This is a genomic window from Paenarthrobacter sp. NPDC089322 (genome assembly GCF_040684895.1).
Classification (GTDB): Bacteria; Actinomycetota; Actinomycetes; order Actinomycetales; family Micrococcaceae; genus Arthrobacter.
This window is the reverse complement of record NZ_JBFBGW010000007.1, coordinates 107,725-120,300: the sequence shown is the minus strand read 5'-3', so window position 1 is coordinate 120,300 and position 12,576 is coordinate 107,725. Positions and strand designations below refer to the sequence as shown.

The 12,576-nt window shown below is 60.2% G+C and carries 9 protein-coding genes and 4 pseudogenes; 12 read left to right on the top strand and 1 reads right to left on the bottom strand.

Translation table 11 applies throughout. From position 1 onward, the window contains the following. Window positions 1-6: 6 nt before the first annotated feature. From AB0N65_RS09830 to AB0N65_RS09795, 8 genes are all read left to right on the top strand, one after another. Complete coding sequence (locus AB0N65_RS09830) at window positions 7-1,356, top strand: MFS transporter (protein WP_364160579.1); 1,350 nt, start codon at window positions 7-9, stop codon at window positions 1,354-1,356. A gap of 75 nt (window positions 1,357-1,431) precedes the next feature. After that, a complete protein-coding gene (locus AB0N65_RS09825) occupies window positions 1,432-2,574 on the top strand; it encodes a thiolase family protein (protein WP_364160577.1) in 1,143 nt (380 codons plus the stop codon). Then, window positions 2,571-2,876: a hypothetical protein gene (locus tag AB0N65_RS09820; protein ID WP_364160575.1), complete on the top strand. Its 306-nt coding sequence runs from the start codon at window positions 2,571-2,573 to the stop codon at window positions 2,874-2,876. The genes AB0N65_RS09825 and AB0N65_RS09820 overlap by 4 nt, the downstream gene beginning before the upstream one ends. A gap of 7 nt (window positions 2,877-2,883) precedes the next feature. After that, window positions 2,884-4,500, top strand: a complete 1,617-nt coding sequence (locus tag AB0N65_RS09815; RefSeq protein ID WP_364160573.1) for an ATP-dependent acyl-CoA ligase — start codon at window positions 2,884-2,886, stop codon at window positions 4,498-4,500. 80 nt (window positions 4,501-4,580) lie between these two features. Beyond that, entirely contained in the window at window positions 4,581-5,390 is an 810-nt protein-coding gene (locus AB0N65_RS09810) for a 2-oxopent-4-enoate hydratase (RefSeq protein ID WP_364160571.1), read from the top strand. Between the two features lie 39 nt (window positions 5,391-5,429). Continuing rightward, complete coding sequence (locus AB0N65_RS09805; RefSeq protein ID WP_062096540.1) at window positions 5,430-6,386, top strand: acetaldehyde dehydrogenase (acetylating); 957 nt, start codon at window positions 5,430-5,432, stop codon at window positions 6,384-6,386. Then, entirely contained in the window at window positions 6,383-7,417 is a 1,035-nt protein-coding gene (gene dmpG / locus AB0N65_RS09800) for a 4-hydroxy-2-oxovalerate aldolase (RefSeq protein WP_364160568.1), read from the top strand. The genes AB0N65_RS09805 and dmpG overlap by 4 nt, the downstream gene beginning before the upstream one ends. A 19-nt stretch (window positions 7,418-7,436) precedes the next feature. Continuing rightward, the gene (locus tag AB0N65_RS09795; RefSeq protein WP_364160566.1) at window positions 7,437-8,402 is read left to right on the top strand and encodes a quinone oxidoreductase; all 966 of its coding nucleotides are present in this window, start codon (window positions 7,437-7,439) and stop codon (window positions 8,400-8,402) included. A gap of 673 nt (window positions 8,403-9,075) precedes the next feature. On the opposite strand, the pseudogene AB0N65_RS09790 reads toward AB0N65_RS09795, so the two are convergent. Beyond that, window positions 9,076-9,602 (bottom strand): annotated as a pseudogene (locus tag AB0N65_RS09790) (DUF4113 domain-containing protein); the annotation flags it as partial. Window positions 9,603-9,639: 37 nt separating this feature from the next. Here AB0N65_RS09790 and AB0N65_RS09785 point away from each other — a divergent pair. The 4 genes and pseudogenes from AB0N65_RS09785 to AB0N65_RS09770 form a co-directional block, all read left to right on the top strand. Beyond that, a pseudogene (locus AB0N65_RS09785) lies at window positions 9,640-10,158 on the top strand (SDR family oxidoreductase); the annotation flags it as partial. A 170-nt stretch (window positions 10,159-10,328) separates the two neighbouring features. Then, a pseudogene (locus AB0N65_RS09780) lies at window positions 10,329-10,560 on the top strand (hypothetical protein); the annotation flags it as partial. 7 nt (window positions 10,561-10,567) lie between these two features. Then, window positions 10,568-10,876: pseudogene (locus tag AB0N65_RS09775) on the top strand (4-hydroxybenzoate 3-monooxygenase); the annotation flags it as partial. 216 nt (window positions 10,877-11,092) lie between these two features. Then, window positions 11,093-12,541, top strand: a complete 1,449-nt coding sequence (locus tag AB0N65_RS09770; protein ID WP_364160731.1) for an amino acid permease — start codon at window positions 11,093-11,095, stop codon at window positions 12,539-12,541. Window positions 12,542-12,576 lie beyond the last annotated feature (35 nt).

The following is a 12,576-nucleotide window of genomic DNA, read 5'->3' as shown; positions in this document are numbered from 1 at the left end:
ACGCTCATGTCACAAAAAGCCCCAGGCGCCAGCGATGCCAAAAGCCATGGAATTAAGCGCTATATCGTCGCATCCCTCATCGGGAATTCGCTCGAATGGTACGACTTCTTCCTCTATGCGACGGCGGCTGCCATCGTATTCGGAAAACTGTTCTTCCCGGCCGGCACTGACCCGCTTGTTGGTACTTTGGGAGCCTTCGTAGGGTTCGCAGTTGGGTTCGCTGCCCGTCCTTTTGGCGGGATTCTGTTCGGTCACATCGGTGACCGGGTGAGCCGAAAAACGGCCCTCGTGTTGACCCTGACCATCATGGGTATCGCCACCTTCCTGATGGGCCTGCTGCCCACGTACCAGCAGGTAGGTATTTGGGCACCGATCTTGCTGGTCGTCCTGCGCGTTCTTCAAGGCATCGCTGCCGGCGGTGAGTGGGGCGGAGGCGTTCTGATCATCAGCGAAAACTCATCGGATAAGCGCCGTGGCTTGTTTTCAGCATTCAGCCAGGGCGGCGTTACCCTCGGATTTGTCCTCGCCTCGGCAGCTTTCTATCTCGCTCAGCTACTTCCAGAGGAACAATTCCTGGCATGGGGCTGGCGCCTGCCGTTCCTTGTGAGCATCCTGTTGTTCGGCGTGGGAATGTACATCCGGTTCCGCTTGCCGGAAACCAAAGAATTCGAGCAGGTCAAGAACGACGGCGAACGGGCCGCATTGCCGGTATTGACGGCACTGCGGACACACCCCAAGGAAATCCTGGTCGCCATGGGACTCCGGATGGCAGAAAACGGCGGCTCCTACCTGCTGCTGTCGTTCTCACTCGTTTACGGTGTGCACGTGGGAGTCGAACGAGGAACGCTGCTCTTGGGCGTTATGCTCTCCATGCTCTTTGCATTCTGCACCATTGTTTTCTTTGGGCATCTATCCGACAAGATCGGCCGGCGAAAAGTGTACGCAATCGGGGCTACCGCACTGGCACTCATGGCCTTCCCCTTCTTCTGGCTCATCGACTCGAACTCGCCAGGCCTTATTGTTCTCGCCTACTTCATCGGAAACGGAATTTGCCACGCCGCCATGATCGGGGCCCAGCCGGCATTCTTCCACGAACTGTTCAGCCCCGAAGTTCGCTATTCAGGAATGGCACTGGGCCACGAAGTAGCAGCCGTTTTTGCCGGGGGACTGGCACCGTTCATCGCTACCGCACTCCTGCTGACGTACAACAGCTCGACACCGGTTGCCCTGTACGCGATCGGCCTCGCTGCCATCACACTGATTGCGTTGGTCTTTTCCAGGAATGTGGGCCAGCACCGAACGTCTCCTACAGATACTCAAAAGGACATCGACGACACTAGAGTCGCTCGCCGCTAGCCTCGTCCATTCCTGCCGGAGCCCCCACCATGGCATTCCGTGGGCTCCACCCGACTGAACAGAAGAGAACCAGACATGGCAGTATCCATCATCGGCGCCGGCGAATCTCCGTACACGCGGCATCCACAACCGCAGACCACAACATCGGGCACTCTCGCTGACGCGGTGAGCCGCGCGCTCAAAGATGCCGGGCTTTCCCCAAATGACGTCGACGGTTTCGCAGTATCAAGCTTTACCTTGGACCCGGACCACGCTATCGACCTCGCATGGAGGATGGGTCTGAAGCTGACTTGGCTCATGCAAGATACCAATGGGGGTGCCAGCGCCGGGAACATGCTGCAGCACGCCGTCCACGCCATCGAAGCAGGCGACGCCTCGGTCGTTGTACTCGCTGCGGGCGATCTCATGGACCATGGTGCCTTCGCCAACCTCGTTGCCACATACAACCGGGCTACGGCTGACCATTTGACCCCGTTGCCCATGGCGGGACCCAACGCGCTCTTTGCCATGCTGACCACCCGCCAGATGGAGAAATATGGTCTGACACGGGAGGACTACGGACGCATTGCAGTGGCCCAGCGGCAATGGGCGGGCCTGAACCCAGGGGCGGTGTACCGCGCACCTTTGGCACTTGAGGAGTACCTTGGCGCTCCTTTGGTTGCCGAACCCCTGGGCCGCTTCGACTGTGTTCCCCCTGTTACAGGTGCCGACGCCGTTGTGGTGGTTGCGGACGAGAGGGCAAACGGACAGCGTAGGGCGAAGATTCTTTCGACAACCGCTTCCTTCAATTCGGACAACCAGGCGGGCGATGGCCTGGTCACCGGCCTGCGGTCTTGCGCACCCTTGGCATGGGAGAGAGCGGGCGTCTCTCCTGAGGATGTGGACCTCATAAGTGTCTACGACGACTATCCGGCAATGGTGGTCGCCCAGCTCGTGGACATGGGGGTGGTCGCAGAGAACGCGGGCATCCCGGAATTCATCAGGTCCCGGATTCAGCCCCGGGAACTGGCCCTCAATACCTCTGGAGGGCAGCTCTCCGCCGGGCAGGCAGGATCTGCTGGCGGCATGCATGGCCTCGTGGAGGCCGTAAGGCAACTGCGGGGACAAGGGGGAGACCGCCAGGTGCAAGCGAAACTTGCCGCAGTAAGCGGCTACGGCATGGTGTTGTACCGCTACGGTGCGTGCGCAAACTTAGCAGTGTTGGAGGCTTCTGAATGAGTGCTGTTTTTCAAAGATGCGTCAATTGCCGGGCGGCCTACTTCCCGTTCCGCCTCATCTGCTCCACATGCTTCAAGTCATCGTTCATTGAAGACGAGGTCGACTCCGGGCTGGTGGAATCTGTCACCCTGCTCTCGAGCGGGCAGCAGACAGCCACCATAGTGTGCCTCGAGGACCTCCACTTCATTGCCCGGATTCAAGGGGGAACGGTGGAAGCAGGCGACCGAATCAGCCTCACCAACACTGCCAGTCAAGAAACTGCCCTTGCGGGCTACGTACCTTTTCAGAGAACTGAAGCCTAGGAGTACCATGTTCGACGATACCTACCATGCAGGGTCGGGGCCCGCCTCGATGACAGTTCCCGGCCTGCTGATAAACCGGGCCATAAAGCGCCCCAACGCACCGCTGCTGCGCTGCGGATCCATTCGCCGTGACGGTCAGCAAATGCTGCAAGCCATTGCCTTGGCCGGAGGAGTCCTGATGAATCATGGCATCCGTCCCGGTGACCGTGTGGCGTTGATGTCCTCAAACCGGGTGGAACTCCTGGACCTCATCCTGGGGTGTGCATGGGTGGGCGCCATAGCTGTTCCCATCAATACAGCCGCCCGCGGCGAGCAGCTTCACCACATTCTTGCCAACTCCGAGTCGTCGCTTCTCGTCACGGAGAGTGCACTGCTTGAGCATGTGGACCGCATTCCGGAGCTTTCATCATTGCGACAGATCTGGCTTCTGGATGAGCCGGATCCCGGCCTCGGCAACCGGTACCCTGTCGCTGGTCTTCCCCAGCCGGATTCGCCAGCCGAGCCTGCACCTGTGCTTCCGGGCGACACGGCCGCAATCCTGTACACGTCCGGTACCACCGGTGTGTCCAAGGGTGTTCAATGCCCGCAGGGCCAGTTCTACTGGTGGGGCGTCAACGTATCCCGGCAGCTTGAGCTCACAGACAAGGACGTGCTCTACACTTGCTTGCCGCTTTTCCACACGAATGCCCTAAATGCTTTCAGCCAAGCACTGGTCAGCGGCGCCGAATACGTCCTGGGACCTCGCTTCTCGGCTTCAAGATTCTGGTCAGATGTTCACAGTGCCGGTGCGACGTTCACGTATCTACTTGGTGCCATGGTGAGCATCCTCGCGAGCAAACCACCTACTCCGCTGGACCGGGCGCACGGAGTGGTTGCCGCTCTGGCGCCGGCAACACCGGCTGGCTTGCTGGAGTCTTTCCGGGACCGGTTCGGAATCACCCTGATGGACGGCTACGGTTCAACCGAAACCAACTCGATTGTGGCCTCCAGCCGGAGAGAGCAAAGGCCCGGTTACATGGGAAAGGTGCAGCCCGGGTTCAGTGCCCGTGTAGTGGACGAGTATGGGCTGGAAGTCCGCGCAGGACAGCCAGGCGAGCTGTTACTGCGCAGCGACCAACCCCATGCATTTGCGACTGGCTACTTCCGGATGCCCGAAGCCACCGTCACAGCCTGGAAGGACCTCTGGTTCCACACTGGAGACCGCGTTGTGGTGGACGCCGACGGATGGATGCGGTTCGTGGACAGAATCAAGGACGTCATCCGCCGCAGGGGCGAGAACATCTCCTCCGCCGAAGTCGAGCATGCCCTCCTTGAACACCCCTTGATCAGCGAAGCCGCGGTCTACGCCGTGGACTCCGAACTCGGTGAAGACGAAGTCATGGCAGCAATCGTCGTCAAGGAACCCATCGAATTCAGCGAGATCGCAGCCTTCTGCGAGCCACTGCTTGCCAAGTACGCCATCCCGCGCTTCATACGCGTCGTCCAGGACCTCCCGAAAACCGAAAACGGCAAAGTTCGGAAGACCGTGCTGAGAGAGGAGGGCACGGCAGCAGCCCAATGGGACAGGGAATCGCAGCAGCACAACCAATCCACGCTGGCATTGAGCCCCACGGTCCACAGGTAAGCCGGTCGAGGACCGTTCATGGACCTCCAGCTGCCAACAACGACAAACCGGCAGGTCTTCACGCGCTGATAGGAACAACAATGCATACAACCACCAAGACCGGGCAGCGGCGGGAAGAGGTCCTGCAGGGCTTCGCCCAAGAGCTGCTCACCGCCACAATAACCAGAGCCCCTGTGCCACCACTGCGTGACCGGCTGGCCTCCATGAACATCCGGGATGCGTACGAGGTACAGGCCGACCAATTGAAGCAACACCAGGCAGCCGGTCGGATCCTCGCCGGAAGGAAAGTCGGCTTGACCTCCCAAGCCATGCAAGCACAACTTGGCGTCGACTCGCCCGACTTCGGCTTCTTCTTCGAAGACATGGTCCACTACGACGGAGCGCAGATCCCCAGCGACAGTTTCATCTCTCCAAAAGTTGAGCCAGAATTCGGCTTCCTGCTCAAAGAGTCACTCCAGGGCCCCGGTGTCACCTACCAGCAAGCAGTTGATGCCGTGGAAGCCGTCTACCCAGCGATCGAAATTATCGATTCACGCATCGCTGACTGGAATATCCGATTGGTGGACACTGTGGCGGACAATGCTTCCTGCGGCGCCATCGCAGTTGGCCGGACGCCGCTGGATATCCGCGTCGACGAACTCAAACAGGTCGAATGCACCCTGCGCATTGATGACCATCCTGTGGAAACCGGTACTGGCCAGGCTGTCATGGGTGACCCGATCCTGGCGCTGGTTTGGTTGGCCAACATTTTGGGAGAACAAGGCGTTGTCTTGGAAGCCGGACACCTTGTCCTCCCGGGATCATTCACCAAGGCCCTTCCTGTGGTTGCTGACAGCAGCGCGACCGCAGACTTCGGCGTCCTTGGATCCCTGACAATCCACTTCACCTAGCCCACGCATATCAACGGCTACCAATCAAAGGAAACCCACATGGCCAAGAAGACCGCCGCAATTGTCGGTTCAGGCAACATCGGGACCGACTTGATGTTCAAGATCATGCGACGCTCGAAAAACGTCGAAGTCAAATACATGATCGGCATAGACCCCAACTCTGACGGCCTTGCCCGCGCAGCCCGCCTCGGCGTGACAGTCTCTTCAGAAGGCGTCGAGTGGCTGCTGGCGCAGGAGGACAAACCGGACTTTGTGTTCGAATGTACTTCCGCTAAAGCCCACGCCGCGAACGCCCCGAAGTATCGAGAGGCGGGCATCCGAGCCATCGACCTCACTCCTGCCGCGGTGGGGCCTTACGTCGCCCCGGTAGTGAATTTGGAATCGATCACCGACACCATGAACGTCAACATGATTACCTGCGCCGGCCAAGCGACGACGCCGATCGTTGCGGCTATCTCGTCCGTAGTCCCAGTGGATTATGCAGAAATCGTGGCATCCATAGCCTCGAAGTCTGCCGGCCCCGGCACACGGGCCAACGTCGATGAGTTCACCGAAACTACCGCAGAGGCGCTCCAGGCTGTCGGTGGTGCCAAGCAAGGCAAAGCGATCATCATCATCAACCCGGTTGAACCGCCCATGATCATGAGGAACACCATCTACTGCGCCATACCGGCAGAAGCGGCCGAACCGGGTCCAACCCAGGAGCGAATCCGGGCTGCGATCGCCGAGGCTGTCGAAAAAACCCGCGAATACGTTCCTGGTTACGAACTGCGTGTCGAACCACAGTTCGATAGCTCCCGCGACGATTGGAATGGTGCCGGAAGAGTGGGCGTGTGGGTCCAAGTCAAAGGTGCCGCAGACTACCTACCCGAATATGCCGGCAACCTGGACATTATCACTGCGGCTGCAACCCGCACCGCAGACCTCCTTGCCGAGAAGATGGACGAGTCTGAGCTCGTCACAGCCTCCACCGAGAACACCGGGAGCCAGTCATGAGCCCTACCGAAAACAGCGGTTCCAGCATCCGTCTGACAGATACCACCCTGCGCGATGGTTCACACGCAATGAGTCACCGATTCACCGAAGCGCATGTACGAAGCGTAGTCCGGGCACTCGACGATGCCCATGTCGAAGTGATCGAGGTGACCCACGGAGACGGCCTGGGTGGCTCGTCCTTCAACTACGGGTTTTCCCTGACGCCGGAACTGCAACTCATCAAGGCCGCCGTCGATGAAGCCGAACGCGCCAGGATCGCCGTGCTCATGCTTCCGGGCCTCGGCACCATTCACGACCTCAACCAGGCATACGACGTCGGCGCAACAGTTGCCCGGATCGCGACCCACTGCACCGAAGCAGACATCTCCACGCAGCACTTCTCCCATGCTCGGGATTTAGGTATGGAAACCGTAGGTTTCCTCATGCTCTCGCATCGTGCCAGTCCCGAGGAACTCGCCAAGCAGGCCCGCATCATGGCCGATTCCGGATGCCAGTGTGTCTACGTCGTCGACTCAGCCGGTGCCCTGATTCTTGAAGATGTCGCGGATCGGGTCGCGGCCCTGGTGACCGAACTCGGTGCCGATGCGCAGGTAGGGTTCCACGGCCACCAAAACCTGAGCTTCGGCGTCGCCAATTCTGTCTTCGCTGTACGCGCCGGTGCGCGGCAGATCGACGGCACTCTTGTTGCCCTGGGAGCAGGGGCAGGCAATTCGCCCACGGAAGTACTTGCTGCAGCATTCGACCGGCTCAATATCTCGACGGGCGTAGACACCCAGGGTCTGATGGCCGCAGCGGAAGATATCGTGAAACCGATCATCACCCGCATGCCCGTCATGGATCGTGCTTCAATCATGCAAGGCTACGCCGGGGTCTATTCCTCATTCCTTATCCATGCAGAGCGGGCAGCAGAACGCTACGGGGTGCCGGCCTGGCAGATTCTCCAGGAAGTGGGCAAAGCCGGCTACGTAGGAGGACAGGAAGACATGATTGTCGACGTGGCGTTGAACCTACAGGCGGCCGGAACCAACTGAAACTCACACCAAGGACGCTATGCCACACGCAATCGTTGCCACCCGCGCCGGCGGACCCGAAGTCTTGAACTATCTAACGGTTCCACGCCCTGTCCCTCAGCGGGGGCAGTTGCTGGTGCGGGTGGCCGCTGCTGGGATCAACTTCAGAGACACCCTTGAACGAAGAGGCACGCGCAAGACTCTTTATCCCTACATACCCGGCACGGAAGCCTCAGGCACTGTTGTTGAAGCAGCAGAAGGGTCTGAGGAATTTAGCGAGGGCGATCGCATAGCCACGGCAGAAAGCGTCGGCTGCTACGCGGAATACGTCCTGGTTGACGCGGAAAAAGCATTGCCAATACCTGATGACGTCGACAATGTCACCGCGGCCGCGCTAACCTTCCAAGGACTGACTGCCCACTACTTGGTAAATTCCTCCTTTGCTGTAGCCGGCCACCACACGGCCCTGGTCAACACAGACGGAGACGAAATGGGCTTGCTCCTTATCCAACTGCTCAAGGCCAAGGGCGCCCGGGTCATAACTACTGCGCCGACGGACCAACGGGAAGCCCTCGCTCTGCAAGCCGGAGCAGATCAAAACTTCCATCGCGCCGACTTCAACACGGACGTCCGCAACCTTACCGATGGCCGCGGGGTCGATGTTGTGTACGACTGCGTCGGTAGGGACACCTTTGCTGAATCAGTTGCCTCGCTCACTGTTCGCGGCGCCTTGGTGTCGTTCGGCCAACGCTCGGGTCCTGTCCCTCCCGTCGACCTGCAAGGAACGATAGCCGAAAAGTCAATCACCCTCATGCAGCCATCCATGGCTTCGTATTTGCAAAATCCCGTCGAGCGGCGATGGCGCTCCTCGGAGATCTTCACTGCTGCTGGGAGCAATGCACTCAAGGTCTTTGTAAGCGCACAATACCCCCTATCAGATGCGTGCCGCGCGCATCAGGAAATTGAAGAGGGCCGACTTCAAGGGAAAGGCATTCTCATACCGTAGTTATCGGTCCTTAGTCACACCGGCATTTCTATTGCGCCGAAAAGAAAAAGCCTCTGGACGATACCCCACCCCGCATTGTCCCTGCCGAAGGGGCCCCACTAGTGAACGCATCTCACCAAGGAATTTATAAGACCAAGCGTGTCTTGGTATTCATTTTTCGGGCAGGTCGAGTTCCGTTGGGTTTTGGTTTGTCTTACCGGTAGGAATTAGTCATGCCTTGGAGGCAGGGGTTCCTTCCAAACCCTTGGTCACGCGCGGACCAATGCACCTCACCAGCAGGGAAGCTGCAAAGGAGGCAACGTCGAGGGTCGATTATGAGTACCCCTTCGTTTGTATCGATCGAGCTGAGTGTCGACACCAAGAGTTTGGGACTCCCGGCACAGCGTGAACGCGCGAAGCTCTGAGCCGGCTGCCGGGAGTTTTGCTTGGATTCGCCAGTGTTCAACATTCACCATGTCGCCGGTGCCGACGGCTGCCCTGGGCTGGTTTCCCACCAGGTGCCCCGGGAGACCCAGTGCGCGGTGTGAGGTTGGTATCAACCATCCAGATCCAACAATCGTAACGAATCACCAGGGAAGTGCCATCCGAGCTGAACCGCACAGCGACTTCCCGCAGGGTTTGTGATGCTTCCGGTGCCATGGTCTGACAGCTTTCCTTTCTATAGGGGAGCGGCTCAGACGAGCGGCAGCTCGTCCCAGTGGCTGGTGGTCTGGGGGAGCATGTCGCGTTTCATGCTCCAGTCGGGTCCGCCCTTTGATGCCGGCGTGACCTAAGCCAATGGCACCGCGGCCGTAGCGATTGGAGACGTCCTCCAAGAGGATCCCAATGCCGGGTTCCTCGTGCGGGTTCTTCAGGGGTTTTTGGTTCCCGTGGCCGCAGTTCCGTGACCATGATCCCGGCCCTGACATACTAGACGCCCTCGTGGACCTGTGGAAGCAGGGCATGGGCTGCCCTAGTCAGCAGTACAGGATCCGCGGTTGGTGCTTCCAGTGCGATGCATACCGGGAACCAGTTTTCGTTCGGGTTGAAGTGTGACGTCGCCGCGAACGCTGTGAGAACCTTGGCTTGCAGGTCGTGCTTGGCCAGGTTTGAGCGGTTCATCTGGCCATAGACGCTCATGACCCGCCGCAACCCGGCACTGGTGGTGATGAGTGTCAAGAAAGACTGCGAGAAGATCAATTGATCCCTGCCGATGCGTTCTTATCGCCGCTGCCCGGCAGTTCGGCCGGCTGGACGTGTCATTAATAACGCCGGCATCGGCGCCCAGGGCGACATCACAGCGAACGATGACGCCGAATGGCATCGTGTGCTGGACGTCAACCTCCTCGGGACCGTGCGAGTGAGCCGCGCCGCCCTGCCGCACCTGCGGAACTCACCCGCGGCGGCCATCGTGAATACGGGTTCCATCGCGGCGACGGCGGGGCTCCAGCAGCGGGCGCTCTATTCGGCGTCGAAGGGTGCAGTGCTGTCCCTGACCCTGGCCGCCGACCACATCCGCGAACGAATCCGGGTCAACTGCGTGAGTCCCGGCACCGTGGACACCCCCTGGGTGAGCCGACTCCTCGACTCGGCCGCGTGCCCAGAGGCCGAACGAGCCGCGCTGAACGCCCGCTAACCGCACGGCCGCATGGTGGACGCGGCCGAGGTCGCCGGTGCCGTGGCCTATTTAGCCAGCCCCTTGTCCGGCTCGACGGCGGGGACCTCGCTCGCGGTTGACGGAGACATGCAGGGGCTGCGGCTCCGCCCGTTAGCGTGAGCGCGTTGGCGGGACCTCGGTATGAGTTGCTCTCGGGCATACACTTCAATCTTGGAGCCCGCACTCCCCGATAAGTCGCCTTGCGCAACGACCGAGCACCCCAAAAACGGACAGGTCTCGGGGTCCCGGACCAATGCGCGGAGAAGTAGCGCTAAGCCATTGTCGGTTGGCAAGCACCGCTGCGCCCCAACGCACGCTCGATGCGCGAGCACATCGACCGGCTCACTACCTGGCGCGCTTGATCGTCCCTTGCCGGCTGGCCAGTTGGTTCACCGGAACAGGCTGCTGAAGCTTGCCCGTGAGGGTACTTCGATGACCGCGGCTGATCTGTCCAAGTTTGAACTTTCGCGCCGGTACGCGACTCTTTTCGCAATGGCTGTGGAAAGCATGGTAATGGTCACCGGACCTGATGTATTTCCCGTCTTCGGGCCCAGCGGCCATTGAACCGGTGGTGGTCGAGATCCGCAGCCGCAAGGAAATCCAGGAAGCCGTCCGTGCAGGCACCGTGTACCTGCTGGTGGACTCTCCCGCGTGCTGCGCGAAAGTGCACGGCACGACGGCATCGAGCCGCGCTTCAACGGCGAGCGCCACCGCATCAACTTCAAGGAACTCGTGGGGCGAGACCTGTGGCTCTACCCGAAGACGAACGTGTTCATGGACCTGGCCGCGGAGCGCTGAAGGCTCCGGCGGCGACGTCCGCGTCACGGACACCACCGTGCAAGGCCAAAGACATCTTGTTTTAAAAACATTGATATTTGTACGTAGTTGCGCAATCATTGTTCAGCAGACAAGGAAAGAGATGTTGATCACACCCGAGGGATTGGATGAACCACATCTTGGCGCCCTTGAATTCGGCCGTGGGCCGCACACCGGCCTGAGCGGACCTTGCCTGCAGGATCTCCGTCCGTCCCGTTCCACCTTTGAGAGGTACACAATGGATTCCCAGCTCGCACCTGCCCTAGAATCGGGCAGGCTAAAAAGAACCCTCAGCAACCGCCAAATCGGCATGATCGCGATTGGTGGCGTCATTGGGGCGGGCCTCTTCGCTGGCAGTGGAGGGGTCATCCATTCGGCCGGACCGGCCGTCATCGTCGCCTACATCGGCATCGGGGCAGTGCTGGTACTGATCATGAGGATGCTGGCCGAGCTGGCTGTCGCTTCCCCCGATTCGGGGTCGTTCGCTTCGTATGCCGCACGCGAACTGGGGCCATGGTCCGGCGTGACCCTTAGCTATCTCTACATGTACACGTGGATGATCACAATCGGCTACGAAGCGACCGCGGCGGCGTCGATCATGCACTCGTTCGTACCGGCCGTCGCCCCTTGGGTGTGGGCGCTGATCTTCATGGTCGCCTTCACGGGCATCAACCTCGCGGCAGCCAAGGTCTTCGGAGAGTTTGAATTCTGGATCTCGCTTATTAAGGTCCTCACCATCGGCGGCTTCATCCTCTTTGGCGTCCTGGCCATCCTTGGATTCATTCCAGGCTTTGAGTCCCCAGGACTTTCGAACTTCACCGGATCCTTCGTCCCCAACGGCTGGACGCCGGTGTGGCTGGCTACCGTGACAGTCTTCTTCTCCTTCTTCGGATCCGAATCGGTGACCATCGCGGCCGCCGAAGCGAAGGACCCGGCAATGGCTGTCCGCCGAGCCATCCGGACCGTTGTGGCCCGCATCCTGGTGTTCTACGTGGGATCCATTGCCGTGATCATCGCCCTGGTCCCCGCAGGTGATGGGGCCCTGCTAGCAGGCCCCTATGCCCTGGTGTTCGAACGACTGGGGTTGCCGGCCGCCGCCGTGATCATGAGCATCGTGATCATCACAGCGATGCTGTCCCTGATGAATTCCGGCATATTCGTCACATCCCGCATGATCTACGCTGCCGCAGACCGCGGTGAACTGCCCAAGTCGCTCACCGTGACCAACAAGCGCGGCGTCCCGGTCCGCGCCGTCCTTTTTGCTTCCACCGGAGGTTTTCTCACCGTTGCGGCCAACTACTTTGTCCCCGGGCCGGACCTGTTTATGTTCCTCCTGTCATCGTCCGGCGCGATCGCTGTCTTTGTCTATGCATTTATCGCAGTGACCCAGTTGCGGAGCCGTGCCCGGATGGGCCAAGACGGAGCCAAGGCGCTGGCACTGAAGATGTGGGCCCACCCGTTCGGCGGCATCGTCGTCCTGGCCGCACTCGCAAGCGTCATTGTGGCACTTGCCTATGCCGAAGAGACGCGCCTGTCGCTGGCCCTGAGCACCGGCGCTGCAATCCTGTTCACCTGTCTGGGGTTCATTCACCAGAAGCGCAAGTCTCTACGCCCGGCCGTGTTGGAGGATGATCCAGCAACGGAGGAGCCGCGGCAGCCCGCGACTCAATCCAGCCCCGGAGTCTGACCGAGCCGGCTTCCTTGGGCGGCCGGGAGCGATCC

What these genes read in the sequence shown, in the direction of transcription:
- AB0N65_RS09770 (WP_364160731.1), top strand. Translation starts at nt 11,093, where the DNA reads ATGGATTCCCAGCTCGCACCTGCCCTAGAATCGGGCAGGCTAAAAAGA.
- AB0N65_RS09830 (WP_364160579.1), top strand. Translation starts at nt 7, where the DNA reads ATGTCACAAAAAGCCCCAGGCGCCAGCGATGCCAAAAGCCATGGAATT.
- AB0N65_RS09810 (WP_364160571.1), top strand. Translation starts at nt 4,581, where the DNA reads ATGCATACAACCACCAAGACCGGGCAGCGGCGGGAAGAGGTCCTGCAG.
- AB0N65_RS09825 (WP_364160577.1), top strand. Translation starts at nt 1,432, where the DNA reads ATGGCAGTATCCATCATCGGCGCCGGCGAATCTCCGTACACGCGGCAT.
- AB0N65_RS09820 (WP_364160575.1), top strand. Translation starts at nt 2,571, where the DNA reads ATGAGTGCTGTTTTTCAAAGATGCGTCAATTGCCGGGCGGCCTACTTC.
- dmpG (WP_364160568.1), top strand. Translation starts at nt 6,383, where the DNA reads ATGAGCCCTACCGAAAACAGCGGTTCCAGCATCCGTCTGACAGATACC.
- AB0N65_RS09815 (WP_364160573.1), top strand. Translation starts at nt 2,884, where the DNA reads ATGTTCGACGATACCTACCATGCAGGGTCGGGGCCCGCCTCGATGACA.
- AB0N65_RS09805 (WP_062096540.1), top strand. Translation starts at nt 5,430, where the DNA reads ATGGCCAAGAAGACCGCCGCAATTGTCGGTTCAGGCAACATCGGGACC.
- AB0N65_RS09795 (WP_364160566.1), top strand. Translation starts at nt 7,437, where the DNA reads ATGCCACACGCAATCGTTGCCACCCGCGCCGGCGGACCCGAAGTCTTG.